This window comes from Xanthomonas arboricola pv. juglandis (assembly GCF_001013475.1).
Lineage (GTDB): Bacteria > Pseudomonadota > Gammaproteobacteria > Xanthomonadales > Xanthomonadaceae > Xanthomonas > Xanthomonas arboricola.
In genome coordinates this window covers 72,822-97,461 of the sequence record NZ_JZEF01000007.1, presented here as the reverse complement: position 1 = coordinate 97,461, position 24,640 = coordinate 72,822, and the positions used below count along the sequence as shown (strand labels likewise).

The following is a 24,640-nucleotide window of genomic DNA, read 5'->3' as shown; positions in this document are numbered from 1 at the left end:
GACTCCAAACTGAGGTGCTACTCAAAATTGGGGGGACGTCGCGAGGTCGAAGACGGCGAGGATATCGACACTTTCCGCGAGCGCTACATTGGCGAATTCAACAGCTGGGCCGAGGTTGCGGAACACGTCGTCGAGGATGGGGGACTGCTACAAGATGTGCCCGAAAGCGTGGCCCGCTACTTTGACTATGCTAGTTACGGACGCGATATGCATATGGGCGGGGAAGCTTATGAAGCCAACGGCCACTACTTCTGGAACCGCTGAAGCTTGAGATAGCGCCGAAAAGGCTTCTCTATATTCTTGTCCAGCTTCTCAATCCGCGCCTCCGCCTCCCGCAACTCACGCAGACCGGTTTGCCCGGACTTATCGAGTAATTCGCTCGGCTCCTTCCTTGCCAAATTAATCGCGTACATGCGGACAAGACGCACCTCTCTATCGATGTAGTGCATCGTGTGCGTCACTTCTCGATCAAAAAGAAAAGAAGCCTCAAGCAAGCAATCCTGGAATGTCTTTACCACCTCTTCGGGCAGTTCCGCATAAGGAAGGGTTGGATTTTTGTTTGACTTGCGCCAGTTAGGTACACGCCGTTGCCGTATCTCAGCTACTGCACTGTCAAGCATCGCAACCGCCGCCTTATACACCCTCAGCCGCCGATCATAGGAATCAAGCCTTAGCTTGACATCGTTCGTGTGCCACTGCGCCGCCGCAACGGCCACGCCCATCAGCGCCACACCCGGCCCAAGGCTGGCCTTCATCAACTCCACCAGATCAGACATGCTTCACCACTGACCTCTCTAATCTTGCGGTTGTTGCGTAATCAATTGGCATACAAACGCCGTTAAATCAAGCACCTAACCCTGCGGGCGCGAGGTGTATAAGTTGTCTCCATCGGGGAGTGCGAGCGGAACTTCAAAACTAACTCGACTAACGCTCATCGACTGGTCGCTAACCTCATTTCGCTTCCCGAGCGCAATAGCTGCGACGACGACGCCGATGCCCTCCTTCGACGCGGTGCTTTCTGAGGCAGTAATCGCAACGTCGAACTTAACCTGCTGAGTCTCGCCCCGGCTCAGGTGAGTGCCCATACCCTGCGTCACGAAGTGCGTATAGGGATTGACATTTCCCCCGATTTTTTTCACTTCTTCTTGAGCTTCTTTTACGCCCTCAGCTATCTGCACAAGGGTGAGCTTGATGAAGTCCTTGAGTTCCATGGTGTCTCTTCCGGTGCGACTGTTGTCCATATCTTAGCGGCATGGAACCGAACGGCTACAAGTGGCTCGAAACGCCACACACATGGGGACTCTGGATGCCACCTGGAGGCATCCCGGTGTATATCCGCAAGCGCGACGCAGCCATCCTCATCCGCTGGAACGGAACCCACATCCGCGCCAAAGCAGCAAGCGTGGACCAAGCAAGAAGAGGCAGCAAGGGAGGCTTCGGGCGCCGCGACGCACTGCCTGCCTCGATACGCAATTCCATAGCCGACTGGAACGCCAAAAACGGCGATCTGGACTTCTAGGCTTCACGAAAACGAATCCCAAGAGCACACCAGGGGCCGCGAAAGCGGCCCTTTTCTTTGTCCAAAGCAAGCCGCAACCGCGGCCCTTTAATCACCGGAGTCACGCCTATGCGCACCCTCCCCCGCTGTCTCACCCACTCGCTCGCCTGCGAGGTCGCATGAACAGCTTCTTCGACCCACGCGCCGACACTGCAGTCCATACCTCAGACGGCCGCGTCTTTGCCTACGGTCCACGCATCACCCGCGGCGGCACCTCCGGCGAACCCGAGTACACCGAGCCTCCCAAGCCTGGCGAGACCCCCGACCACTGGGAGGTCCGCTGGGTGGACTACTACGACAACGCGGGCCACTACATCGACGGCTGGATTGCCGACTGCGCAGTCGAAGCGCACGCGAAGTTGCTGGTGGAGGCGCTGAGCAAATGAGAGCCGGCCTCCTCTTCCGCTGGGGCAGTGCGTGGATAGGCGCGCACTGGTCTCCGTACAACCGCCGCTGGTGCATCAATCCGGTGCCGTGCGTGACTTTTTGGATCGTTCTGCCTGGAGGCAATGTCCCATGACGAAACCCTTCCGCCCCATGCTGGCCGCCGTGGCCGAGCTGGACAAGCTTCGCTTCCCGCTCTATGCCTCCGAGAAGCTGGACGGCGTGCGCTGCATCGTCCGCGACGGCGTGGTCATGTCCCGAACAATGAAGGCGATCCCTAACCCCGCTGTGCAGGCCGCCTTCGGGCGACCGGAGCTGGATGGTTGCGATGGCGAGCTGATTGTCGGCCAGCCAACCGCGCCGGACTGCTACCGAGTCACGGTCGGCGGCGTGATGCGCGAATACGGCGAACCTGACGTGCGGTTCTACGTGTTCGACCGCGTGCTACCGGGGACCTTCAGGGAGCGCCTATGGGCCATCGTAGGCAGCGGGCTTCTGCTGACTCCCCGGACGGTGCTTGTGCCTCAAGTCCTTGTGCTGACCCAGAACGGACTGGATGCGCTTGAGGCCGAGAAGCTGGCCGAGGGGCACGAGGGCCTCATCCTTCGCGCACCCGAAGGCCTATACAAGCAAGGGCGGAGCACCGCCCGCGAGCAAGGAATGCTTAAGCTCAAACGATTCGAGGATGCCGAGGCGGAAATTCTGGAGGTCGTTCAAGGCACGCGGAACGACAACCCGGCCACCAAGAACGCGCTGGGGCGTACCGAGCGCTCCAGTCACCAGGCCAACAAGACCCCGCTCGACACTGCCGGCGCACTTCGCGTCCGCGACATCGTGACCGGGCAGGAATTCAATATCGGCACAGGCTTCACCGACGCTATAGCGAAGGACTTCTGGGACAACCGTGAGAGCTACGTAGGACAGCTGGTGAAGTACCAGCATTTCGCGGTGGGTGCCAAGGAGCTGCCTCGCTTTCCCTCATTCAAGGGTATGCGTGAGCTCATTGACCTGGGCGAGCCTGCTGTGGAGGCGTCAAATGATTGACTTGATCTGCGATTCCAGGGGACGTCCGCTGGTCTCCATCTGTGAGATGACCGGGCGCTTTAATAGCCGCCTGCGAGACACAACCCGTGACACCTACGACGACGACGAGGGGGCCGATCTATGAGCTGCGCCGCGCGTATGGTCACGACTTCGCACAACACGGGGGACGATCTTCTGACTGCAATTAGCGATGCACTTGCTGTGGCACGTGTGGCGGCGCCTGAGGTGCCTGTCCAGCTGCACGCGATTTCAAGGGAAGGTGGAGAGTGGGAGCTGACGGTGGTGCGTCGCCCGATGCCCGAGAGCAGCTCTTGAAGCCGGCAAAAGTGGCGCGAGAAGTGGGCATCCTTGTCGTGAAGACAGTTTTCCTTGCCTTCCTGTGCGGTGGGGTACTTCTAACACTCCTGGCGCCATTCCTGGCCGTATTTGCCCGCGCTTGATGGAAGCAGTGTTGCTGCCGGCACAAGAATTGCTAGTGATACTAACTTTGCATGGCACCTGAGGTCGTCAACTGAGATCGTTCTTCACCTACAGCATAACCCTAATTCGCGATATGGCCTAAATTTGATACGAGAGAAAGACTCAGTGAACTCCTTGAAGAGCCTGCTTGCTCTACTTTGCCGCCGCCCAAGATTCTTCCTAATCGAGGCTACGCCCAACCAGAAAGGCTTCTGGGTGGACGTGATCAACGTCAATTGCATGTATATCGGCCTCGGGATCGGTATCATTGCAATTGAGGGACATGACCCTTAATCGCGAAGAAGGATGGATGCGGCTTCGCGCTCACCAGGTACATACGGAGCCGTCTCCATGACACAGCTGACCACCGAAGAACTCGTGCAGATCCTCCACATCGCTCTTGGCGAGCTTCGCCAGGATGTTGAGCCGGGACTATTGGCATCCAAGATTCTCTGCCTCACTGCAACCTACAACCACCCGGGAACCCTGCAGTCTGAAATTACGAAGTACGTCAAAGACCTGACGCCTTCTGCAGCGTCCCGCCACATCATGGATTGGTCTTTTCGCGGCAAGACTCTCAAGCCGGGCGATCAGCCCAGCGGCATGGAATTCATCCAGCAGCAAGCTGACCCGCTGTATCCGCGCCGCAACCTCCTCCACATGACCCCCAAGGGTCTTCAATACCTCTCAAACCTCACTGATCGCGTCAACGAGGCGCTGCAGAAGCGCGCCGTGCGTTCGGCGAAATCCGCATGATGGAGATGCAATGCCGTTACGACTCAAGGGCACAGCCCCCCGACCCGGGGAGGCTGACCGTCGCTATTACATGATCGACGTGCAGGTGGGCAATCGCCGCGAGCGACTATCCACCGGAACTCGCGACAAGAACCTCGCGCTCCGTAAGGAGCAGAACATCATCGACGCGTTACGTGACGATCCTGAAGTCACTACGCTGGAACTCAAACGCATACTCCGGGGCGAACGTCTCGCCGCCATCCAGGATCGCCGCAGCGAAGACCGGGCCTGGACACTTAAAGAAGCGTGCGACAAATGCCTTAAGGACCGCGAGGATGGCGGTTGGGGTGAAGCCTCCTCCAACGCCACCTACGCTACCAACTGCCGCATGATCCAGAAATTTCTGGGAGCGGACACTCCAGTCGCCTTCATCGACCAAGAAAAGGTCCGCGACTTGGCAGATCACCTCCTCGACGAAGAGGAAAACGCTCCGGCCACGGTGAACCGCAAGCTGTTCGCCCTAATGCACGTCCTGGCCTACGCCAAGCAGCACAAGCAGTATCCAAAGGACCTCCCGAAGTGGAAGCCGCATAAAGAGGGCGACAACGCTCGCCAGTTCGTGCTGACCGCAGAGGACGAGAGGGTGATGTTCGATGCAATTGCCAAGCTCGACGACCGCCCTGACAACCCGCTTGGCGGCAATCAAGTCTCGCGCGATGCGGCGGACTTCGTGGATTGCTTCATCTTTCTCGCAGACATTGGCTGTCGCTTCTCGCAGGCGCTCAAAGTGCGCTGGCGGGACATCGACTGGGAACTGATGCCTGGCGTCGTCGGCATCAAGTTCTGGCGCAAGGGCGAGCAGAAAGGCGGAAAGGTACGCACGATTCCGTGCACGGCGCGCGTGGTCGATGTGCTCAAGCGGCGACGCGCGTTGAAGGGAGATGGTCCCTTTGCGGGAATGCGCCGACAGCGCGGCACCGAGCTATGGAACATGGCGAAGGCCACGACCAATCTGGCGTCGGAAGATGAGTGCGTCCCTCACTGCCTGCGGCACACATGCGCCACACGTTTGCTGGCTCGCACAGGCGACCTGAAGCTTGTTCAGGAGTGGCTCGGACACACCAAGATCGAGACCACGGCAACCATCTACGCGAAGGTCCTAGTGGACACGAAGGTGCGTGCTTTGAGTGCGCTACAAGAGGGGTGGAACGGTGCGTCACCTATCCCAGATATGGGAACAATCCAGGACTGCAACCTATCCCAAGATCGGGATGATAGGACATTAACACACTGAAGTTAAAGAGTTTTTCGTTGGAAAAAGGAATTCAGTGGGGTGGCTGAGGGGACTCGAACCCCCGACATCTGGAATCACAATCCAGTACTCTAACCAGCTGAGCTACAGCCACCACTGAAACCTACTTCCTACCGCACCGCCGATGGCGCGCCCGACAGGACTCGAACCTGTAACCGCCGGCTTAGAAGGCCGGTGCTCTATCCGGTTGAGCTACGGGCGCCCGGACCGAACTTCGCATTCCCACGCCGTCAAGAGCTCGGAATGGTCGGGGTAGAGGGATTCGAACCCCCGACATCCTGCTCCCAAAGCAGGCGCGCTACCAGACTGCGCTATACCCCGGCGGGACCTTTCAATCCCGAAGGCTGGAAAGGTCGGCTATTTTGGGAATGATTGGCCTTGCTGTCAATCACTCTGTGTAAATCGGACGATCCGGTATCCTCGCGGCATCGCTCGCCAAGTCGGCAGGCATCTACATTTCATGGAGAACACGCATGCGTAGCGGCAATCCCGCCCTTCGGGAATCCACCTTCCTCGACCTCGGTTCCGGCTCGGTAGTCACCCGCGATGGTCAGGCGATGACGCTCAACGGCACCGTCAACAAGACCGGCCTGCTGTTGCTGATGGCGGTGGTCACCGCCGCCTTCGCCTGGTCGCAGTCGATCGGGGCCGATGGCGCTCCGTTGCCTGCCGCGCGGCTGTACATGATCGCCGGCGCGATCGGCGGGCTGGTGTTCGCGCTGGCGACCAGCTTCAAGCCGACCTGGGCCCCGGTCACCGCGCCGCTGTACGCGCTGGTGGAAGGCTTCTTCCTGGGCGCGATCTCGGCAGTCTACGAGGCGCGTTTCAACGGCATCGTGTTCCAGGCGGTCCTGCTGACCTTCGGCACCATGTTCGCGCTGCTGTTTGCCTATCGCAGCGGCATGATCAAGGCCACCGAGAACTTCAAGCTGGGCGTGGTGGCAGCCACCGGCGGCATTGCGCTGGTGTATCTGGCGACCATCGTGCTGGGCCTGTTCGGCGTGCGCATCCCCTTCATCCACGACTCTGGCCTGATCGGCATCGGCTTCAGCCTGTTCGTGGTGGTGGTGGCTGCATTGAACCTGGTGCTGGACTTCGACTTCATCGAAAGCGGTGTCGAACAGGGCGCTCCCAAGCACATGGAGTGGTATGGCGCGTTCGGCCTGATGGTGACGCTGGTGTGGCTGTACATCGAGTTCCTGCGCTTGCTGTCGAAGCTGCAGTCGCGGAATTGAGCGGGGAATCGAGCGTCGGGATTGGGGAATCGTAAGAGCGATTCCCCAATCCCTGGACTCAACGCAAAAAAAAGGGCGCCTGGGCGCCCTTTTTTTCTGTCGCTGTGTCGCTCAGAGGCGGCTGGCGATGGCCTTGGCGAAGCCCATAGTGTTGCCGGTGCCGCCCAGGTCGGGGGTCAGCGAATCCTTGGCTTCCAGAGTGGCCACGATCGCTTCGCGCAGGCGCTCGGCGTTCTGCGGCTGACCGATGTGGTCCAGCATCTGCGCGGCACCCAGCAGCAGCGCGCACGGGTTGGCCTTGCCCTGCCCTGCGATGTCCGGCGCCGAGCCGTGCACGGCCTCGAAGATCGCCGCGTCCACACCGATGTTGGCGCCCGGGGCCAGGCCCAGGCCGCCGACCAGACCGGCGCACAGGTCGGAAATGATGTCGCCGAACAGGTTGGTGGTCACGATGATGTCGAACTGCTCAGGACGCATCACCAGCTGCATGCAGGTGTTGTCGACGATCATTTCCTGGAATTCGATTTCCGGGTACTGCGTGGCCACATCGCGCGCCACCTTCAGGAACAGGCCCGAGGTCGACTTGATGATGTTGGCCTTGTGCACCGCGGTGACCTTCTTGCGGCCGGTGGCGCGCGCCAGGTCGAAGGCGTAGCGCACGATGCGCTCGGAGCCCTTGCGGGTGACGCGGGCGCCGGAGAACGCGGTCTCGCCGTCCTCGGACACGGTCTGGCCTTCGCTCAGGTAGGCGCCTTCGGTGTTCTCACGCACCGTGATCAGGTCCACGCCATCGGCGAAACGCGACTTGGTGTTGGGGAACGACTTGGCCGGACGCACGTTGGCGTACAGGTCGAACTTGCGACGCATGGCGACGTTGATCGAGCTGAAGCCCTCGCCGACCGGGGTGGTCAGCGGGCTTTTCAGGGCCACCTTGTTCTTGGTGATCGAGGCCAGGGTGGACTCGGGCAGCAGATCGCCGTGCTTTTCCAGCGCGACCAGGCCAGCGTCGGCGTACTCGTAGGTCAGGCCAGCCTGCAGCGCGTCGAGCACGAACAGCGTGGCATCCATGATCTCCGGGCCGATACCGTCGCCGCGGATGACCGTGATTGTCTGCGTCATAACGTTGGGTTTCCGAACTTGAAGGGGGGAGCGCCAGCCGCAATACCCGGCAGAGCGGCGCAAGGAGGTTTCACAGGCAATTATGCCCGATGCCGGTGAAGGCGCCCAAACCGACCTTGGTCTAAGAGCCGCCAGCTGCGCACGGCGACCATTCGGTGCAGCGAACGGCGGCAGAAACAGCCGCGCTTACCAGCGCATGCATGCACAACTTCAGTGCAGATGCCCTGAAAGCACCTGCCCCTAGCCAGCGGCCGGTGCCGAAATCGGACCGCGCCAAGGCCACGCCGCCGAGAACAGGCGGCACGCGCCCTCGCCCGCCGTTACCAATCCCGAATCACCACTCCCCACTCCCGCCCCAATCACCCGTGCGCGTGCTGCTCCGGTGCCGGGGCGCCGCCTTCGAGCTGGTCCAGGAAGTCCACCGCGCGCCGCAGATGCGGGATGACGATGGAGCCGCCGACCACCAGGCCGACCGAGAAGGTTTCGAAGAATTCCTCGCGGGTCACACCAGCCTCCTTGCACTGGGCGACGTGGTAGCTGATGCAGTCGTCGCAGCGCAGTACCATCGAGGCGACCAGACCGAGCAGTTCCTTCGTCTTCACGTCCAGCGCGCCCGCCTGGTAGGTCTGGGTGTCCAGCGCGAAGAACCGGCGCACCACCTGGTTCGGCTCGGCCAGGATGCGCTGGTTCATGCGCTGGCGGAATTCGGTGAACTCGCGCAGCCGGTCGTCGCTGCCGCTGCCGGTCTCGCTCATGCCTGGCCGCCTGTGTTGCCGGCCAGCAAGGGCTCGAGCTTGCCGGCCCGGTGCATCGCCATCATGTCGTCGTAGCCGCCCACATGGACGTCGCCGACGAAGATCTGCGGCACGCTGGTGCGCTTGGCCAGCGCAACCATCTTGTTGCGCTCGGCCGGGTCCAGGTCGATGCGCACCTCGGTCCAGGTCCGGCCCTTGCTCTTGAGGAAGTTCTTGGCCGCCACGCAGTACGGGCAGATCGCGGAGGAATACAGGGTGATCTGCGGGCCGCTGGCCGCATCCTGCACGTTGGTATCTTGGCTCACGGGAAACTCCGCGGTTGGTCTGAGGTCTGACAATGGTACCGGGCGACTGGAATTTCCATGTCGTCACCGCAACACTGTGGATTAACCGATGATTCACGCCATCGCGCCGTGCTGCCCGCATGCTCCGCGCACCACCTGGGAGTTCCACTTGCGCCTGCTACCGCTCGCCACCGCCCTCACGCTGGCCGTTGCCATGGGGGTGGCACCCGCGCAGGAAAACCGCCTGCCCGACATCGGCTCGTCTGCCGGCGAACTGCTGACCCCGGCGCGCCAGGCCGAGTACGGCAAGATGATGCTGGCCGAGTTGCGCAATTACGACTACGTGCTGGACGACCCGCTGATCACCGACTGGCTGCAGACCATGGGCACCCGGCTCGGCGCCAACAGCGACCAGCCGCAGCAGCCGTTTACGTTTTTCATGCTGCGCGACCGCCAGATCAATGCCTTCGCCACGCTGGGCGGCTATATCGCGGTCAATGCCGGACTGGTGTTGACCGCAGAGCGCGAAGACGAAGTGGCCGCGGTGCTGTCGCACGAAATCGCCCACGTCACCCAGCAGCATGTGCTGCGCGGGGTGGAACGGGCGCAGCGCGACCAGATTCCGATCCTGCTCGGCATGCTGGCAGCGGTGGTCGCCGCGCAACAGGCCGGCGGCAATTCAAAGGGCGATGCCACCATGGCCGGCATCACCAGTGCGATGGGGCTGATGCAGCAGCGCCAGATCGACTACACCCGCTCCAACGAATCCGAGGCCGACCGGCTGGGCATCCGCACGCTGGTGCGCAGCGGCTACGACGTGGATGCAATGGCCGGCTTCTTCGAGCGCATGTCGGTGGCGATGCGCGCCAACGAGGGCGGCTACAGCGCGCCGGACTTTCTGCAGACCCACCCGGTCACGGTCACCCGCATCAGCGAGGCCAAGGCGCGCGCCGAGCAGATGAAGAAGAACACCGTGGTGCTGACCACCTCGGTGCCGGGCGGCACGCGCCAGGAACGAGTGGACCCGGCCGACCCGTCGCTGTCCGAACCGTTGAGCCGCAACGGCAACGCGCTGCTGCCGTATGCGCTGCGGCTGCCGGTGGATGCGCTGAGCCGCAGCGGCGACCAGCAGAACTTTGACTGGGCCAAGGAACGCCTGCGCGTGCTCAGCGCCACCACGCCGGATGCGGCCATCCGCGAATACGAGACCCTGCGCCGCAGTGCCAAGCACGGCCTGACCGACGCGCAGCGCTACGGGCTGGCGCTGGCACGCCTGCGCAACAGCGGCAGCCGGCCCAGTGAGCCGGTGGCCGAACTGACCAGCCTGCTGGAAGCGCACCCGGACAACCTGTGGCTGTCGCTGGGGCTGAGCGAGGCGCAGGCGCGGGTGGGCCAGCGCGAGGTGGCCAATGCGCGTTTCGACGCGCTGCTCAAGCAGCTGCCGAACAACCGCGCGGTGGCGCTGACCTATGCCGGAGCGCTCAACGAGCAGGCCAGCAAGGAGTCCGGCCAGCGCGCGCGCCAGGTGCTGGAGCCGCTCCTGCATCGCAGCAGCGAAGATCCCCTGTTGCAGCAGACCTACGCACGCGCCTGCGAGCTGTCCGGCGACCATCTGCGTGCCAGCGAGGCCTATGCCGAAGCTGCGTACTTGAACGGACGCCCGGAACAGGCGCTGATCCAGTTGGAAGCGCTGAAGAAGAAAGATCTCGACTATGTGACACGGGCGCGGGTGGATGCACGCATCGCGGCGATCACGCCGACCGTGCTGGAGCTGCGCCGGCAAGGCATCCGCGACCCGGATCTGTCGACGCGCTAGCGCATGTGACGGTTGGCGCAGCGGTCATTCGGGCACGTGCCGACGGGTTCAGCACCGCGCCTGCCAGTGGCACAGGCCGCTTTGGCCACGGCGGCAGTCCTCAGGCATGTCACATTAGAGTCACAAAACCGTAGTCTACTGGCGATCAATCTAAAGCCAGACGGTAAGCCCCGCGTGCAAAAACGCATTCTGATCGTCGATGACGAACCCGCGATTCGCGACATGGTGGCGTTCGCGCTGCGCAAAGGCGAGTTCGAACCCATCCATGCCGGTGATGCCCGCGAGGCGCAGACCGCCATCGCCGACCGCGTGCCGGACCTGATCCTGCTGGACTGGATGCTGCCAGGCACCAGCGGGCTGGATCTGGCACGGCGCTGGCGCAAGGAACAGCTGACCCGCGAGATTCCGATCATCATGCTGACCGCGCGCGGCGAAGAGAACGACCGCGTCGGTGGCCTGGAAGCCGGGGTCGACGATTACGTGGTCAAGCCGTTCTCGGCGCGCGAGTTGCTGGCGCGCATCCGCGCGGTGATGCGTCGCACCCGCGAGGATGACGAGGACGGCAGCGTGGCCGTGGGCCGCCTGCGCATCGACGGCGCCGCGCACCGGGTGTTTGCCGGCGATGCGCCGGTGCCGATCGGCCCGACCGAATACCGCCTGCTGCACTTTTTCATGACACATCCCGAGCGCGTGTATACCCGCACCCAGCTGCTGGATCATGTCTGGGGCGGCAGCGTGTATGTGGAAGAGCGCACCATTGACGTGCACATCCGCCGCCTGCGCAAGACGCTGGAACCGTTCGGCCTGGAAAACATGGTGCAGACCGTGCGTGGCTCGGGCTACCGTTTCTCTTCGGCAACCTAGTGGTTGCCGCACAGCCGGTCGGCCCTGCAGGCCGGCCGGCTCGCACGCCTACTGACGCTCCGTGGTAACGCCTTCCATGCCTCAACATATCCGTTCCGCCTGGCTCAAGACGCTCGGCACTCTCGCGCTGTTGCTGGGCGCTGCCGTGCTGGTCGGCGTGCTGATCGAGCATGTGTGGATGGCGTTGACGCTGACCGCGCTGGGGGTGCTGGCCTGGCATTACTGGCGGCTGCGCCAGGTGCTGCAGCGCCTGACCGCGCGCCAGCGCGCCGAGCCCGCCGCCGGGATCGGCGCCTGGAACGAGCTGGATCGTCTGCTCTATCGCAGCCAGGCCGAAATGCGCGGGCGCAAGCGCCGCCTGATCGAGATGCTGCGCACCTACCGCGCCGCCGCGCAGGCGCTGCCGGATGCGGTGGTGGTGGTGGATCGCAACAGCCAGCGCGTGCAGTGGTTCAACCGGGCCGCGGGCGGACTGCTGGGGCTGCATCATCCGGGCGACATGGGCGTGTCGGTGGTGGAGCGGTTGCAGCCGTTGCCGCTGGCGCACTGGCTGGCCGCCGGCCGCAATGCCGAGCCCATGCTCGACGCCGCCTCGCCGGTGGATCCGGACCTGCGCCTGAATCTGCGCCTGATCCCCTACTCCGACGATTACTGGCTGCTGGTGGCGCGCGATGTCAGCAAACTGCTGCGACTGGAGCAGGTGCGCCGCGACTTCGTGGCCAACGTCTCGCACGAGCTGCGTACGCCATTGACGGTGGTGCACGGCTATCTGGACATGCTCGACCCGGAAGACTTTCCCGATTCGGGCCCGATGCTGGCCGAGATGCGCAAGCAGTCGCAGCGCATGGCGCAACTGGTCGAAGATCTGCTGACGCTGTCGCGGCTGGAATCGCAGGAAGAACTCGGCGAGGAACACGTGGCGATGGCGCCGATGCTGTCGACGCTGCGGCGCGAGGCCGAAGCGCACAGCCAGGGCCGCCACACCGTGGAAGTGTTCGACGAGGCCGGCGTGGACCTGCTCGGCTCCAACAAGGAGCTGCATAGCGCCTTCTCGAACCTGGTCACCAACGCGGTGCGCTACACGCCCGGCGGCGGCACGGTGACGATCCGCTTCGTGCGCGAAGGCGATGGCGCGGCCCTGGCGGTGCGCGACACCGGCTACGGCATTCCCGCCTCGCATCTGCCGCGCATCACCGAGCGCTTCTATCGCGTCTCCAGCAGCCGCTCGCGCGAGAGCGGCGGCACCGGGCTTGGGCTGTCGATCGTCAAGCACATCCTGGGACTGCACCAGGCGCGTCTGGAAATCGAAAGCGAAGTCGGACGCGGGAGCGAATTCTCATGCCATTTTGTCGCTGCGCGCGTCGTGCAGCGCGATCAGTCCCTGCCACTGTCACGTTCGGCGTGATATGTAAGGGGTGCGCGCCGCAACGCGGTGCGATGCGCACGCGCACGACGCGCTGCATTGCCTGCGCTGCACCTGCCGCGCTGCCACGCCGCACACTATCTCCGTCTTGATGACCGATTCCAATGGGCCACGCCAAAGAACTGCACGACGTCACACCTTCCGAGGACATCGCCACCGATCCGTTGCGCGATCCGGCGCTGTACATCAACCGGGAACTGTCGCAGCTGGACTTCAATTTCCGGGTGCTGGCACAGGCGTTGGACGAGCAGGTGCCATTGCTGGAACGGCTGCGGTTCCTGTGCATTTCCTGCACCAATCTGGATGAATTCTTCGAGATCCGCGCCGCCACCGTGCGGCATGCGCAGGAGTTCGGCCTGCCGCCGGCGCCGGATGGCCTGAGCCCGACCGCCATCCTCAACGCGGTGCACGACCGCGCCGCCAAGCTGGTCGAACAGCAGTACCACGCGTGGAATGAAGTGCTGCGCCCGGCGATGGAAGATGCCGGCGTGGCTGTGCTCAGCCGCACGGCCTGGACCTCGCGTCAGAAGCGCTGGCTGCGGGCGTACTTCCGCAACGAGATCATGCCGGTGCTGTCGCCGCTGGGGCTGGACCCGGCGCATCCGTTTCCGAAGATCCTCAACAAGACCTTGAACATCGTGGTGGTGCTGGAGGGCCAGGACGCGTTCGGGCGCGCCGGTCATCTGGCCATCGTGCGTGCGCCGCGCTCGTTGCCGCGCATCATCCAGCTGCCGGCGAGCCTGTCGCCGGAGGGCACGCAGAGCTTCGTGTTCCTGTCCTCGGTGCTGTCCGAGTTCGTCGACGAGCTGTTCCCCGGCATGCAGGTCAAGGGTTCGTATCAGTTCCGCGTCACCCGCAACTCCGAACTGGTGGTGGACGAGGAAGAGGTCGAGAACCTGGCGCTGGCCTTGCGCGACGAGCTGGTCACCCGCGGCTATCGCCCGGCGGTGCGCCTGGAGATCGCGCACGACTGCCCGGCGCCGATCATGCGCACCCTGCTGCAGAACTTCGGCCTGAGCGAAAACGCGGTGTACCGCATCGTCGGGCCGGTCAACCTGAGCCGCGTCACCCAGGTCTACGATCTGGTGCAGCGCCCCGAACTGAAGTATCCGTTGTTCAACCCGCGCACCCTGCGCGACAACGACGGCATCTTCGAGATCGTCAGCAAGGGCGATGTGCTGCTGCATCACCCCTTCGATGCATTCACTGCGGTGCTTGACGTGATCCGCCAGGCCGCGGTCGACCCGAACGTGCTGGCGATCAAGCAGACGCTGTACCGCACCGGCAAGGACTCGCTGATCGTCGATGCGTTGATCCTGGCCGCGCGCAACGGCAAGGACGTCACCGTGGTGGTGGAGCTGCGCGCGCGCTTCGACGAAGAGGCCAACCTGGGCCTGGCCGACAAGCTGCAGGAAGCCGGCGTGCAGGTGGTGTACGGCGTGGTCGGCTTCAAGACGCACGCCAAGATGCTGCTGATCGTGCGCCGCGAGGGACGCAAGCTCAAACGCTATGTGCATCTGGGCACCGGCAATTACCACAGCGGCACCGCACGCCTGTATACCGACATCAGCCTGATCACCGCGGATGTGGAAATCGGCAACGACGTGCACATGCTGTTCCAGCAGTTGTCCGGGCTGGCCCCGCGCATGAAGCTGGAGCAGTTGCTGCAGTCGCCCTTCACCCTGCACGCCGGCGTGTTGAAGCGGATCGAGCGCGAAACGCGGCTGGCCCGCAATGGCCGCCCGGGCCGCATCATCGCCAAGATGAATGCCCTCAACGAGCCGCAGGTCGTGCGTGCGCTGTATACCGCCTCGCAAGCCGGCGTGCAGATCGACCTGATCGTGCGCGGCGCCTGCACGCTGCGCCCGGGCGTGCCCGGCGTGTCCGACAATATCCGCGTGCGCTCGATCGTGGGGCGTTTTCTGGAACATAGCCGCGTGTACTGGTTCGGCAACGATGGCGCGGCAGAGTTGTACTGCGCCAGCGCCGATTGGCTGGAGCGCAACCTGCTGCGGCGCGTGGAGACCTGCTTCCCGATCCTGGACCCGGATCTGGCCAAGCGCGTCTACCGCGAAGTGCTGCAGAACTACCTGGACGACAACGTCAACGCCTGGGAACTGGATGCTGACGGCGTCTATCACAAGCGCATACCCGGCCCTGGCGAGCCGGCCCATTCGGCGCAGATGACCTTGCTCGAGCGGATCTGAAAGCGGCGCGGGCTTGGCCCCTCACGGGGCCAACGGCCCATCGGCTACCATGCGCCCATGCCAATGCCCTCCCCCACGATCCCGCCCCTGCGCGATGGCGATTTCCTCGCCGCCATCGACTTAGGATCCAACAGCTTCCACATGGTCATTGCGCGCTACCTGATGGGTCAGCTGCGCGTGGTCGATCGCCTGCGCGAAACCGTGCGCATGGCCGACGGCCTGGATGGCAAGGGTGGCATCTCCAACGAAGCGCGCCAGCGCGCGCTCGAATGCCTGGCGCGCTTTGGCCAGCGCATCCGGGAAGTGCCGTCGTTGCGCGTACGCGCGCTGGCCACCAACACGGTGCGTCAGCTGCGCTCGCCGCAGGCGTTCCTGATGCCGGCCGAAACCGCGCTCGGGCATGCGATCGAAGTCGTCAGCGGACGCGAGGAAGCGCGCCTGATCTATCTCGGCGTTGCGCATGCGCAGCCGCCCAAACCCGATCAACGCCGGCTGGTGATCGACATCGGCGGCGGCTCGACCGAGTTCATCATCGGCCGCGGGTTCCAGACCCTGGAACGCGAATCGCTGCAGGCCGGCTGCATCGCCAGCACGCGCCGCTTCTTTCCCGGCGGCAAGCTGTCGAAGAAGAAATGGAAGGATGCGCTGACCGAGATCGGCGCCGAGTTCCAGCAGTTCGCCAATCAGTACAAGGCGCTGGGCTGGCACGAGGCGATCGGCTCGTCCGGCACGCACAAGGCCATCGGCGAGATCTGTGCGGCGATGAAGCTTACCAAGGGCGCAATCACCGCCGAGGCGCTGCCGGCGCTGCGCGATGAATTGCTCAAGGCCAAGCGCATCGAAGACATCCAGTTGCCCGGCCTGGCCGCCGAACGCCGGCCGATCATCGCCGGCGGCATCCTGGTGCTGGAAGCGGCGTTCCAGGCGCTAGGGCTGGAGAAGCTGATGGTCAGCAAGGCGGCGATGCGCGAAGGCATCCTCTACGACATGCTCGGCCGCGGCGGCGAGAACGACCCGCGCGACAGCTCGGTGGCCTCGCTGGTGCAACGTTACGGCATCGACGAAGTGCAGGCGCAGCGCGTGGAAGCCACGGCCTGCCGCCTGTTCGACCAGGTCTGCGAATCCTGGCAGCTGGATGGCGACGACGCGCAGGTGTTGCGCCGCGCTGCGCGCCTGCACGAGCTGGGCCTGATCATCGCGCACAGCCAGTACCACGTGCACGGCAGCTACATCCTGGAGCACTCGGACATCGCCGGTTTCTCGCGCCAGGAGCAGCAGGTGCTGGCATCGCTGGTGCGCACACACCGGCGCAACGTGCCCAAGACCGCGTTTGATGCGCTGCCGGACCGCCTGCTGCTGCCGACCCGGCGCAAGGCCGCGCTGCTGCGGCTGGCGGTGCTGCTGCACCGCGCACACGAATCGGACCCGATTCCGACCCTGGAACTCACCGCCGATGACACCCGCCTGTCATTGATCCTGTCGCAAAGCTGGATCGACTCGCGCCCGCTGCTGCGCGCCGACCTGATCGGCGAAGTCGAAAGCATGGCCGGGCTGGGGATCGCGTTCAAACCATTTGTGACCTGAGGCCTGCGGCCTCAGGCGGGAATCGGGAATGGGGATTCGGGAATAGTCGACCACGGAGCTCTGAGAAGTTTTGACTGGTGGCGATTACGCTGAACAAGTGCAGCACGCTGCCTCTGCGATTCCCAATTCCCAATTCCCGGCTCCACTGTCACCGCCGCGACTTATGCGCGCAACATCCATGCCATCGCCCTCCCGGAAGCTAGCGAAAACCGGAGAACGGGCATGCGCTACGCGATCGTTACCGAAACCTATCCCCCCGAAGTCAACGGTGTTGCGCTGACCGTGCACGGGCTGGAAACCGGCCTGCGCGCACGCGGACACCAGGTGGACGTGGTGCGTCCACGGCAGAGCGGCGATACCGATGCGGCCACTGCCCTGCTGGTGCGCGGCGCGTCGCTGCCGCGCTACCCGGGACTGAAATTCGGGTTGCCGGCAACCCAACGCCTCGTTCGTCATTGGCAAATCACGCAACCGGATGCGGTCTATGTGGCCACGGAAGGCCCCCTGGGCTGGTCGGCGATGCGTGCGGCACGCCGGCTCGGCATTCCGGTCGCCACCGGCTTCCATACCCGCTTTGACGAGTACCTGCCCGACTACGGTGCCGCCTGGCTGCAGGGCACTGCGCTGCGCTGGATGCGCCGCTTCCACAATCAGGCCGAGGCAACCCTGGTACCCACGCGCGAGCTGCAGCAGTTCCTGCGCGACGGCGGCTTCCAGCGCGTGCAGTTGCTGGCACGCGCGGTGGACAGCCAGCAGTTCGATCCGGCCCGGCGCGATCCGGCCTTGCGTGCCGAATGGGGCATCGAGGGCGAAGGCTTCGCCGCGATCTATGTCGGACGCATCGCCAACGAAAAGAACCTGCCGTTGGCGATTCGCGCGTTCCGCAAGCTGCAGCAGATCCGCCCGAAGGCGCGCTTCGTCTGGGTGGGCGATGGCCCGGCACGCGAAAAAATCGCGCACGAGAATCCGGACTTCATCTTCTGCGGCATCCAGCGCGGCGAGGCGCTGGCGCGCCACTTCGCCAGCGGCGATCTGTTCCTGTTCCCCAGCCGCAGCGAGACCTTCGGCAACGTGACCCTGGAGGCGATGGCCAGTGGTGTGGCCACCGTGGCCTTCGACTACGGCGCCGCACGCGAGTATCTGCGCAGCGGGCACAGCGGTGCGGCAGTGGAGAACGACGAGGCGTTCATCCAGGCGGCCGTCGCACTCACCGACGACGATGCGATGCGCCAGCGCCTGGGTGCGGCGGCCGCGCAGGCGATGAAGAAACTGCATCCGGACAACGTGGTCTGCGACTTCGAGGCCTTGCTGATGGGCATCACTGCGGCACGGGGGCGTTATGTCGGCAACGCGGCTTGAACTTCTGCGCGGTCACGAAGCGCGCTGGTGCCGGCGCGCCAACCACTGGTGCCGGCGCCACCCGGTGCGGCGCGCATTCGCCACCATCAGCAGGCTCGGCGATGGGGTGTTCTGGTACAGCCTGATGGGCTTGCTGGTGCTGCTCGACGGCATGGACGGCGTGCGTGCATCTGCGCACATGGCCGCCACCGGCGTGCTCGCGCTGACCTTGTACAAATCACTCAAGCGCTGGACACGTCGGCCACGCCCGTATGCGGCCGATGTGCGCATCCGCGCCTGGGTGGCGCCGCTGGACGAGTTCAGTTTTCCGTCCGGCCACACCTTGCACGCGGTGTCCTTCAGCATCGTGGCACTGGCCTACTACCCGTGGCTGGCGCCCCTGCTGGTGCCGTTCTCGGCCGGCGTGGCGCTGTCGCGCGTGGTGCTGGGCCTGCACTATCCCAGCGACGTACTCGCTGCCACCGCGATCGGCGTAGTGCTGGCCAGCCTGTCGCTGTGGGGATTGCCGGTGTTGCTCGGCTGAGGATTGAGCGCTGTCATCGTGGCATCTGCCCGACCAGGCCGGTGATCCTCTCGTTGTCGCAGCCGGCCATTCACCCGGCACTCGCTCCGCGATGCAACGCTCCACCGATTCCCGATTCCCGATTCCCGATTCCCGTCCCGCGCTCCCGCCGTACAATGGCGCGATGACGACCCTGTTCATTTCCGACCTGCATCTGGATCCGGCCCGGCCGGCGATTACCGAGCTGTTTCTGGACTTCCTGCGCACGCAGGTGCCCGGTAGCGACGCGCTCTACATCCTCGGCGATCTGTTCGAAGCCTGGATCGGCGATGACACGCCATCGACCGCTGCCGATGCGGTGGCTGTGGCGCTGCATGCGGTGGCCGATAGCGGCGTGCCGGTGTTCTTCATGCCGGGCAACCGCGACTTCCTGGTTGGCGAGGCGTATGCGCAACGCGCGGGCTTCCGCATCCTGCCCGACCCCACCGTGGTCGATTTGTACGGACACCCGACCTTGCTGATGCATGGCGATCTGCTTTGCACCGACGACACCGCCTACCAGGCGTTCCGTGCGCAGACGCGCGATCCGGTCTTTCAGGCGCAGTTCCTGGCGCAGCCGCTGGCCGCGCGGGTGGCCTTCGCGCAGCAGGCACGCGCTGCCAGCCAGGCGCGTCATGCAGAACTCAAGCAGGGCGACCAATCGCGCTTCGAGACCGTCACCGATGTCACCCCGGCCGAGGTGGAGGCCACTTTCGTGCGGTATGGCCTGGACCGCCTGATCCATGGTCACACCCATCGCCCTGCAATCCACACCCTGCAGGCCGGTGGCCAGACCTGCACGCGCATCGTGCTGGGCGATTGGTACGAACAAGGCTCGGTGTTGCATGTGGATGCCGACGGCGTGTCGCTGGAGCAGCTGCCGCTTTAACGTGGCTGACAGCAAGTAGCGAGCGGCCAGCTCGACGCAGGCCGCTCGCCCGGCACCCGTTTGCAAGCGACAGACCGCGATGGGCACGGGCCGCGCCGTCTGCAGATTAGCGCCGTGGTTTCGAGATCAGGCCTGCGCACGCTCGGTGTGCTGCGCACCCGTGCTGGAATGCAGCTTGACGCGCTGTCGGCATGCCTGATCGCGTCAGCCTGTTGGTACGCAACCGCACGGTCCACCATGCAGTCTCCAGACGCATCACTGCATGCTGCGCGCATGCTCGGCGTAGTCGACAAAGTCGGCGTTGACTATGTCGTACCAGAGCACCGTGCCATCGGTCTGCACGCGGAAACGATCGCGCACCGGGTTGGTCTGCGGATCGCCGGGGCACTCGTTGCCATGCCGCTCGCGCACTGCAAAGTCGAACGCATCCGCTGCGGGCTCAGCGTCGTCTTCGTCGACGATGCTGATGCAGTTGTCTGGATAGAAATGGTCGTTCTGCAGGCGGGTTTCCAGCACATCCAGCGCGCGGGCACGGGCATCGTTGGCGGTCGTGGCTGCCGGCGCGGACACCGCCGGTTTGGGTGGCGCAGGGGCCGGGTCGGCAGGTTGCTGTTTGCAGCCGGCAACTGCCAGTGCGGCCAGGCACAGCGCCGCATAACGCAGGGACTTAGACATGGGTGCTCCGCTCCGCAGGACACGCCGGCAGCTGCCGGCAGTGCCTCTAGTCTGCGCGATCGCTGCGCCTGCGTGTAGCGGCAAAGGCCCGGCACCTGCGTGCCGGGCCCGACGACGGAACGATCGGCTTGGTCCTCAGCGGAAGCCGGCGATGGTGGCCTTGGTGTTGACCAGCACGCGCTGATTGTCGGCGGTGCTGGCATTGCCCATGGGCACGCCGTTGTAGCTGATGTTGGGGTTGGACCAGTAGTTCAGGCGCGGGCAGCTGCTGCTGCAGTCGTAGGCCATGATGGTGCGCCAGCTGTTGCCGTAGCGATAACCGTGCCCGTACGCATATGGCGAGGTGCTCGGGTCGTTGGTGGCGTCGTGACGGGCACTCTGCAGATGGCCGATTTCATGCGCGAAGCTGTAATAGCCGGTGGCGCAATCCCAGTACACCGAGGCAAACGCGGTCGCTGCGGTGGAGCCGATGCCCGATGCCAGGCCGCAGTAGCTGCTGTTGTTCAACACGATCACGCCCACATCGGCGGTGTAGGTGTTGCGGCTGGTGTGGATGCTGTCCATGTAACCGTCGTTGGTCACGCGGAAGCGCTGCAGGTCGGTAGTGAAATTGCCGGTTTCGCTGTAGCTGGTGGTCTCGTAACGCGCCAGCTGCAAGGTGATGCCGACATTGCTGTTGATGTAGCCCTGGTTGGCCTCGGCCACTGCCAGTTGCACCAGCGACTGCATGTTGCCGCCGTAGGCGGTCACCGCCTGATTGGTGGCCACTACCAGCACGCGGATGGTCGCCGGGCTGCCCGACGATGCGGCGGCCGCGGTGACGCGCCCGTCGCTGGGCATGTCGATCTTCGGCAGCAGGCTGTATTCGGCCGGGTGTTCCTGCGGCAGGCGGCTTTCTTCCACCTGCACCAGCACATGGCGGCCATCGGCGAGCGGACGCAGCCGATACAGCTTGCCGGCGTAACGGATGGTGCCGGTGACGGTATCGCCGCTGCGCACCAGGATGGCCGAGTTCAGCGGATCCACACCCGACAGCGTGCGGGCACGGGTGCCGGCGCGCGCGCCAAGATTGCCGTACCACACGCTATCACCGCCTTCCAGCGCATCGACCTTGGCCTGGGTGGCGGTGATGGTCTGGCCGTCCAGCTGCAATTCCAGCAGCTTTTCCGAAGCGGTGACGGCACCGGCGTCGAGCTGGACCACCTGCGCGTTGGCGGTGGACGGTGCGCTGAGCAGGCGCTGCAACGAGGGTTCGGCAGTGGCAGTAGCGCTTGCGCTGCGGCTCAGCGCAGGGCCGGATTGATACAGCGGCTTGCCGGCAGCGGCGGCCGAACCGGCCAGACACATGGCGATCAGACCCACCGTGGTGCACATCGACTTCGACTTCATCGTCTCTCTCCTTAGACATGGAAGTAACGGATGTGAAACACCGGGCCCCTGCCCCCGGGACGCCATTAAGGCGCGCCGGGCCGTGCCGATTGCAAGTTGTTACAAAAGAAAATTACAGTTTTGTGATGTCTACCGTTGAATGGATGCGATTCCGGCAGCTGCGCGGCAGGACGCAGCGCACAGTCCGGTGATCGAAGGCGCGTTACCGCGCAGGTGGCCTGTCCTGTTTGGCGCTAGCAAGGCGCGGGCGGCACTAAAGTCATGACGAAGGACAGCGATGCGCGTCGAAGTCATGGGCTGCGATCGTTCTGCCGCGCAATGCGCTCAGTACTTCATGAGCGACGCCGCGAATGCGCATTACCCAGCGTGGCGTCGGTACTGGCCGATTCAGTCTGCTCCGCAAACAGTGATCAACAGATCGCGCACTGCAGCCCGCCCACGCATTCACCACCGGCTGCTCAGCCGGCCTGCTCCACCAGATCGGCCAGTTCGTCCTCATCGAAGCCGGCAAGCAGCCGCGCCTGCAGATTGAACGGCCCATGCAGGTAACCACCGGCGTATTCGTGCAGTAGCGCCTTGAAGCGCGCGCGCGGCTCGATGCCGGCCCGCGCGCAATACCAGCGGTACCAGCGCGAGCCGGCCGCCACATGCGCCACTTCTTCGCGCAGGATGGTGTCCAGCACCTCGGCAGTGGCGGTATCGCCGAGCGAGCGCAGCTTGACGATCATCGCCGGTGTCACATCCAGCCCGCGCGCTTCCAGCACGCGCGGCACCAGCGCCATGCGTGCCAGGCCGTCATGTGCGGTTTTCTCGCACATTTCCCACAGGCCGTTGTGCGCGGCGAAGTCGCCGTAGTCGTGGTCGTGCGCATGCAATCGCGCGCGCAGCAGCATGAAGTGGCGCGATTCGTCGTCGGCCACGCCAACCCAGTCGGCATAGAACGCCGCCGGCAACCCACGGAAGCGATACACCGCATCCCAGGCCAGGTCGATGGCGTTGAGCTCGATATGCGCGATGGCGTGGATAAAGGCGGCACGGCCTTCCGGGTTGCCCAGCCCACGCCGCGGCACCTGCCGCGGATGCACCAGCACCGGCCTTGTAGGTCGGCCAGGCATGCGGATCGGCTCCGGAGGCGCCGCCTGCAGCGGTGGCAACGGCAACGTGCCGGCACGGAACGCGGCCGCATGTCGCTGCGTCAACGCGACCTTCTCCAGCGGATCGGCCGCCTGCAGGCAGGCATGTGCGGCTTGCAGAAGATCCATCGTGTCCATCACTCCATCGTTGCGGTAGCCGCTAAATCGACAACTGGCGCTTCGATCTGCAGCGGCGATCGAGACCACCACGCAGCCGTCGCAGGTGCGGTCTGCGAACAACCAGCGGCTGGCGCCGCTATCGAAGCAGCGCAGCGCGCCCGCTTGTCGATCGGCGGCACCCGAATCGCGCGATCGCCACGCAGGTACTCCTGCGTGGCACAGCGGCTCTAGGCCACGTCTGGGTAGCGCCGAGCTGCGGCGCTACCGCATAGCCTCACGCGCGGCGACGCTTCTTGGCATCGTCCGAGCGCAATTGCTGGATGCGTTCGAAATAGCCTGGCTCGATGCCGGTGATGTACTCGCCGTTGAAGCACGAGGAATCGAACTGCTGGATGTCCGGGTTGCCTTCGCGCACGGCCACTTCCAAGTCTTCCAGATCCTGGTAGATCAGCCAGTCGCAGCCCAAAAATTCCTGGATTTCCAGCTCGCTGCGGCCATGCGCGATGAGTTCTTCGGCCGCCGGCATGTCGATGCCGTAGATATTGGGGTAACGCACCGGCGGCGCGGCCGAGGCCAGATATACCTTGCGCGCACCGGCGTCGCGGGCCATCTGCACGATCTGCCGGCTGGTGGTGCCGCGCACGATCGAATCGTCGACCAGCAGCACCACGCGGTTGCGGAACTCCAGATGGATCGGATTGAGCTTGCGCCGCACCGATTTCTGCCGCTCGCCCTGCCCCGGCATGATGAAGGTCCGGCCCACGTAGCGATTCTTGACGAAGCCCTCGCGGTACTTCACCCCGAGCACGTTGGACATCTCCAGCGCCACATCGCGCGAGGTGTCCGGGATCGGGATGATGGTGTCGATATCGTGGTCCGGGCGCAGCCGCAGGATCTTCTCGCCCAGCTTCAGGCCCATGCGCATGCGCGCCTTGTGCACCGAGATGTTGTCGATCATCGAGTCGGGGCGCGCGAAGTACACGTACTCGAAGATGCACGGCGCGTTGACGGTCGGCGCGGCGCAGACTTCCGAAAACAGCTCGCCACGCGCGGTGATCACCATCGCCTCGCCGGGGCGCACGTCGCGCACGCGCTGGTAGCCGAGGATGTCCAGCGCAGCCGATTCGGAGGAGACGATGTATTCGGTGCCTTCGGCATGCTCGCGCTTGCCCAGCACCAGCGGACGGATGCCGTGCGGGTCGCGGAAGGCCACCAGGCCCAGGCCCAGCACCACGCTGACCACCGCATAGCCGCCCTTGCAGCGGCGGTGCACGCCGGCCACCGCGCGGATCGCCGCCTCGGGTGTGAGCATGCGCTGCGCGTCCAGCTCGTAGGCAAACACGTTCAGCAGCACTTCGCTGTCCGAATCGGTGTTGATGTTGCGGCGGTCGGCTTCGAACACCTGCTGGCGCAAGGCCTCGGTGTTGATCAGGTTGCCGTTGTGCGCCAGCGCGATGCCGTAGGGCGAGTTGACGTAGAACGGCTGCGCCTCGTCCATGCCTTCCGAGCCCGCGGTCGGGTAGCGGCAATGCGCGATGCCGACCCGGCCTTCCAGCACCGCCATCTTCTTCTCGTCGAAGACGTCGCGTACCAGCCCGTTGGCCTTTTGCACGCGCAGGCGCGTGCCGTCTGCGGTGGCGATGCCTGCGGCGTCCTGCCCACGATGCTGCAGGACGGTCAGGCCGTCATAGAGCTGCCCGGCGACGTTCTGGTTGCCGACAATACCGACGATGCCACACATGGTGCGCGTTCTCC

At 64.4% G+C, this 24,640-nt stretch carries 24 protein-coding genes and 3 tRNA genes; 15 read left to right on the top strand and 12 right to left on the bottom strand.

Annotated features, from left to right (window positions below):
- A partial coding sequence (locus XARJCFBP2528_RS21415) for an antirestriction protein ArdA (RefSeq protein ID WP_047125076.1) occupies positions 1–264 on the top strand: 264 nt, incomplete at its 5' end.
- Here XARJCFBP2528_RS21415 and XARJCFBP2528_RS21410 read toward each other — a convergent pair.
- Both XARJCFBP2528_RS21410 and XARJCFBP2528_RS21405 read right to left on the bottom strand, forming a co-directional pair.
- The gene (locus tag XARJCFBP2528_RS21410; RefSeq protein WP_026064256.1) at positions 246–776 is read right to left on the bottom strand and encodes a hypothetical protein; all 531 of its coding nucleotides are present in this window, start codon (positions 774–776) and stop codon (positions 246–248) included. The two genes, XARJCFBP2528_RS21415 and XARJCFBP2528_RS21410, sit on opposite strands and share 19 nt — an antisense overlap.
- A 75-nt stretch (positions 777–851) precedes the next feature.
- Positions 852–1,211: a hypothetical protein gene (locus XARJCFBP2528_RS21405; protein WP_047125075.1), complete on the bottom strand. Its 360-nt coding sequence runs from the start codon at positions 1,209–1,211 to the stop codon at positions 852–854.
- Between the two features lie 116 nt (positions 1,212–1,327).
- On the opposite strand from XARJCFBP2528_RS21405, the gene XARJCFBP2528_RS23645 reads away from it, so the two are divergent.
- From XARJCFBP2528_RS23645 to XARJCFBP2528_RS21380, 5 genes are all read left to right on the top strand, one after another.
- The gene (locus XARJCFBP2528_RS23645) at positions 1,328–1,519 is read left to right on the top strand and encodes a hypothetical protein (RefSeq protein ID WP_146011213.1); all 192 of its coding nucleotides are present in this window, start codon (positions 1,328–1,330) and stop codon (positions 1,517–1,519) included.
- A 158-nt stretch (positions 1,520–1,677) separates the two neighbouring features.
- Positions 1,678–1,944 (top strand): hypothetical protein, encoded by a 267-nt coding sequence (locus XARJCFBP2528_RS21400; protein ID WP_016902246.1) that lies wholly within the window; start codon positions 1,678–1,680, stop codon positions 1,942–1,944.
- Between the two features lie 130 nt (positions 1,945–2,074).
- Complete coding sequence (locus XARJCFBP2528_RS21395; RefSeq protein WP_016902245.1) at positions 2,075–2,986, top strand: hypothetical protein; 912 nt, start codon at positions 2,075–2,077, stop codon at positions 2,984–2,986.
- A gap of 810 nt (positions 2,987–3,796) precedes the next feature.
- Positions 3,797–4,201: a helix-turn-helix domain-containing protein gene (locus XARJCFBP2528_RS21385; protein ID WP_016902243.1), complete on the top strand. Its 405-nt coding sequence runs from the start codon at positions 3,797–3,799 to the stop codon at positions 4,199–4,201.
- 70 nt (positions 4,202–4,271) lie between these two features.
- A complete protein-coding gene (locus XARJCFBP2528_RS21380) occupies positions 4,272–5,474 on the top strand; it encodes a tyrosine-type recombinase/integrase (protein WP_232618364.1) in 1,203 nt (400 codons plus the stop codon).
- A gap of 35 nt (positions 5,475–5,509) precedes the next feature.
- On the opposite strand, the gene XARJCFBP2528_RS21375 is transcribed toward XARJCFBP2528_RS21380, so the two are convergent.
- From XARJCFBP2528_RS21375 to XARJCFBP2528_RS21365, 3 genes are all read right to left on the bottom strand, one after another.
- A tRNA-His gene (locus tag XARJCFBP2528_RS21375) sits at positions 5,510–5,586 on the bottom strand.
- A 31-nt stretch (positions 5,587–5,617) separates the two neighbouring features.
- Positions 5,618–5,694 (bottom strand) — tRNA-Arg (locus XARJCFBP2528_RS21370).
- A gap of 42 nt (positions 5,695–5,736) precedes the next feature.
- Positions 5,737–5,813: transfer RNA gene (locus XARJCFBP2528_RS21365), tRNA-Pro, on the bottom strand.
- Positions 5,814–5,965: 152 nt separating this feature from the next.
- On the opposite strand from XARJCFBP2528_RS21365, the gene XARJCFBP2528_RS21360 reads away from it, so the two are divergent.
- Positions 5,966–6,727, top strand: a complete 762-nt coding sequence (locus XARJCFBP2528_RS21360; RefSeq protein WP_016902241.1) for a Bax inhibitor-1/YccA family protein — start codon at positions 5,966–5,968, stop codon at positions 6,725–6,727.
- Between the two features lie 111 nt (positions 6,728–6,838).
- Here the strand turns inward: XARJCFBP2528_RS21360 and XARJCFBP2528_RS21355 are convergent, their stop codons facing one another.
- The 3 genes from XARJCFBP2528_RS21355 to grxC all read right to left on the bottom strand — a co-directional run bounded on the left by XARJCFBP2528_RS21355 (position 6,839) and on the right by grxC (position 8,906).
- Entirely contained in the window at positions 6,839–7,846 is a 1,008-nt protein-coding gene (locus XARJCFBP2528_RS21355; RefSeq protein WP_005998180.1) for an isocitrate dehydrogenase, read from the bottom strand.
- 359 nt (positions 7,847–8,205) lie between these two features.
- Entirely contained in the window at positions 8,206–8,601 is a 396-nt protein-coding gene (locus tag XARJCFBP2528_RS21350; RefSeq protein WP_016902240.1) for a carboxymuconolactone decarboxylase family protein, read from the bottom strand.
- Entirely contained in the window at positions 8,598–8,906 is a 309-nt protein-coding gene (gene grxC / locus XARJCFBP2528_RS21345) for a glutaredoxin 3 (RefSeq protein ID WP_016902239.1), read from the bottom strand. The genes XARJCFBP2528_RS21350 and grxC overlap by 4 nt, the downstream gene beginning before the upstream one ends.
- Positions 8,907–9,054: 148 nt before the next feature.
- Here grxC and XARJCFBP2528_RS21340 point away from each other — a divergent pair, with 148 nt between their 5' ends.
- From XARJCFBP2528_RS21340 to lpxH, 8 genes are all read left to right on the top strand, one after another.
- Positions 9,055–10,701 carry a M48 family metalloprotease gene (locus XARJCFBP2528_RS21340; protein ID WP_047125073.1) on the top strand — a complete coding sequence of 549 codons (1,647 nt, stop codon included), beginning with the start codon at positions 9,055–9,057 and terminating at the stop codon, positions 10,699–10,701.
- Positions 10,702–10,875: 174 nt separating this feature from the next.
- Positions 10,876–11,565, top strand: coding sequence for a phosphate regulon transcriptional regulator PhoB (gene phoB, locus XARJCFBP2528_RS21335; RefSeq protein WP_002806631.1), 690 nt, complete (start codon positions 10,876–10,878; stop codon positions 11,563–11,565).
- Between the two features lie 76 nt (positions 11,566–11,641).
- Complete coding sequence (gene phoR / locus XARJCFBP2528_RS21330; RefSeq protein ID WP_016902237.1) at positions 11,642–12,970, top strand: phosphate regulon sensor histidine kinase PhoR; 1,329 nt, start codon at positions 11,642–11,644, stop codon at positions 12,968–12,970.
- Positions 12,971–13,092: 122 nt separating this feature from the next.
- Positions 13,093–15,195, top strand: coding sequence for a polyphosphate kinase 1 (gene ppk1, locus XARJCFBP2528_RS21325; RefSeq protein WP_016902236.1), 2,103 nt, complete (start codon positions 13,093–13,095; stop codon positions 15,193–15,195).
- Positions 15,196–15,258: 63 nt separating this feature from the next.
- Positions 15,259–16,779 (top strand): exopolyphosphatase, encoded by a 1,521-nt coding sequence (ppx, locus tag XARJCFBP2528_RS21320; RefSeq protein WP_026064255.1) that lies wholly within the window; start codon positions 15,259–15,261, stop codon positions 16,777–16,779.
- 222 nt (positions 16,780–17,001) lie between these two features.
- On the top strand, positions 17,002–18,138 hold the full coding sequence (locus XARJCFBP2528_RS21315) for a glycosyltransferase family 4 protein (RefSeq protein WP_016902234.1): 1,137 nt from the start codon (positions 17,002–17,004) through the stop codon (positions 18,136–18,138).
- Positions 18,119–18,661, top strand: coding sequence for a phosphatase PAP2 family protein (locus tag XARJCFBP2528_RS21310; protein ID WP_016902233.1), 543 nt, complete (start codon positions 18,119–18,121; stop codon positions 18,659–18,661). Before XARJCFBP2528_RS21315 ends, XARJCFBP2528_RS21310 begins: the two co-directional genes overlap by 20 nt.
- Before the next feature lie 163 nt (positions 18,662–18,824).
- Complete coding sequence (gene lpxH / locus XARJCFBP2528_RS21305) at positions 18,825–19,568, top strand: UDP-2,3-diacylglucosamine diphosphatase (RefSeq protein WP_016902232.1); 744 nt, start codon at positions 18,825–18,827, stop codon at positions 19,566–19,568.
- 255 nt (positions 19,569–19,823) lie between these two features.
- Here the strand turns inward: lpxH and XARJCFBP2528_RS21300 are convergent, their stop codons facing one another.
- From XARJCFBP2528_RS21300 to purF, 4 genes are all read right to left on the bottom strand, one after another.
- Entirely contained in the window at positions 19,824–20,243 is a 420-nt protein-coding gene (locus XARJCFBP2528_RS21300; protein WP_016902231.1) for a hypothetical protein, read from the bottom strand.
- A 135-nt stretch (positions 20,244–20,378) separates the two neighbouring features.
- Positions 20,379–21,632: a zinc-dependent metalloprotease gene (locus tag XARJCFBP2528_RS21295; protein ID WP_016902230.1), complete on the bottom strand. Its 1,254-nt coding sequence runs from the start codon at positions 21,630–21,632 to the stop codon at positions 20,379–20,381.
- Between the two features lie 458 nt (positions 21,633–22,090).
- Positions 22,091–22,894 carry a ferritin-like domain-containing protein gene (locus tag XARJCFBP2528_RS21290; protein WP_047125072.1) on the bottom strand — a complete coding sequence of 268 codons (804 nt, stop codon included), beginning with the start codon at positions 22,892–22,894 and terminating at the stop codon, positions 22,091–22,093.
- A gap of 265 nt (positions 22,895–23,159) precedes the next feature.
- Complete coding sequence (gene purF, locus XARJCFBP2528_RS21285) at positions 23,160–24,626, bottom strand: amidophosphoribosyltransferase (RefSeq protein WP_016902228.1); 1,467 nt, start codon at positions 24,624–24,626, stop codon at positions 23,160–23,162.
- Positions 24,627–24,640: the final 14 nt, after the last annotated feature.

Bases quoted from the DNA above. Each gene is read 5' to 3' on its own strand.
- XARJCFBP2528_RS21315 (WP_016902234.1), top strand. From the start codon at position 17,002: ATGCGCTACGCGATCGTTACCGAAACCTATCCCCCCGAAGTCAACGGT.
- XARJCFBP2528_RS21385 (WP_016902243.1), top strand. From the start codon at position 3,797: ATGACACAGCTGACCACCGAAGAACTCGTGCAGATCCTCCACATCGCT.
- ppx (WP_026064255.1), top strand. From the start codon at position 15,259: ATGCCCTCCCCCACGATCCCGCCCCTGCGCGATGGCGATTTCCTCGCC.
- XARJCFBP2528_RS21350 (WP_016902240.1), bottom strand. From the start codon at position 8,601: ATGAGCGAGACCGGCAGCGGCAGCGACGACCGGCTGCGCGAGTTCACC.
- XARJCFBP2528_RS21300 (WP_016902231.1), bottom strand. From the start codon at position 20,243: ATGTCTAAGTCCCTGCGTTATGCGGCGCTGTGCCTGGCCGCACTGGCA.
- XARJCFBP2528_RS21410 (WP_026064256.1), bottom strand. From the start codon at position 776: ATGTCTGATCTGGTGGAGTTGATGAAGGCCAGCCTTGGGCCGGGTGTG.
- XARJCFBP2528_RS21395 (WP_016902245.1), top strand. From the start codon at position 2,075: ATGACGAAACCCTTCCGCCCCATGCTGGCCGCCGTGGCCGAGCTGGAC.
- ppk1 (WP_016902236.1), top strand. From the start codon at position 13,093: ATGGGCCACGCCAAAGAACTGCACGACGTCACACCTTCCGAGGACATC.
- lpxH (WP_016902232.1), top strand. From the start codon at position 18,825: ATGACGACCCTGTTCATTTCCGACCTGCATCTGGATCCGGCCCGGCCG.
- XARJCFBP2528_RS21400 (WP_016902246.1), top strand. From the start codon at position 1,678: ATGAACAGCTTCTTCGACCCACGCGCCGACACTGCAGTCCATACCTCA.
- XARJCFBP2528_RS21310 (WP_016902233.1), top strand. From the start codon at position 18,119: ATGTCGGCAACGCGGCTTGAACTTCTGCGCGGTCACGAAGCGCGCTGG.
- purF (WP_016902228.1), bottom strand. From the start codon at position 24,626: ATGTGTGGCATCGTCGGTATTGTCGGCAACCAGAACGTCGCCGGGCAG.
- XARJCFBP2528_RS21295 (WP_016902230.1), bottom strand. From the start codon at position 21,632: ATGAAGTCGAAGTCGATGTGCACCACGGTGGGTCTGATCGCCATGTGT.
- XARJCFBP2528_RS21360 (WP_016902241.1), top strand. From the start codon at position 5,966: ATGCGTAGCGGCAATCCCGCCCTTCGGGAATCCACCTTCCTCGACCTC.
- phoR (WP_016902237.1), top strand. From the start codon at position 11,642: ATGCCTCAACATATCCGTTCCGCCTGGCTCAAGACGCTCGGCACTCTC.
- XARJCFBP2528_RS21380 (WP_232618364.1), top strand. From the start codon at position 4,272: ATGATCGACGTGCAGGTGGGCAATCGCCGCGAGCGACTATCCACCGGA.
- XARJCFBP2528_RS21405 (WP_047125075.1), bottom strand. From the start codon at position 1,211: ATGGAACTCAAGGACTTCATCAAGCTCACCCTTGTGCAGATAGCTGAG.
- XARJCFBP2528_RS21355 (WP_005998180.1), bottom strand. From the start codon at position 7,846: ATGACGCAGACAATCACGGTCATCCGCGGCGACGGTATCGGCCCGGAG.
- XARJCFBP2528_RS21290 (WP_047125072.1), bottom strand. From the start codon at position 22,894: ATGGATCTTCTGCAAGCCGCACATGCCTGCCTGCAGGCGGCCGATCCG.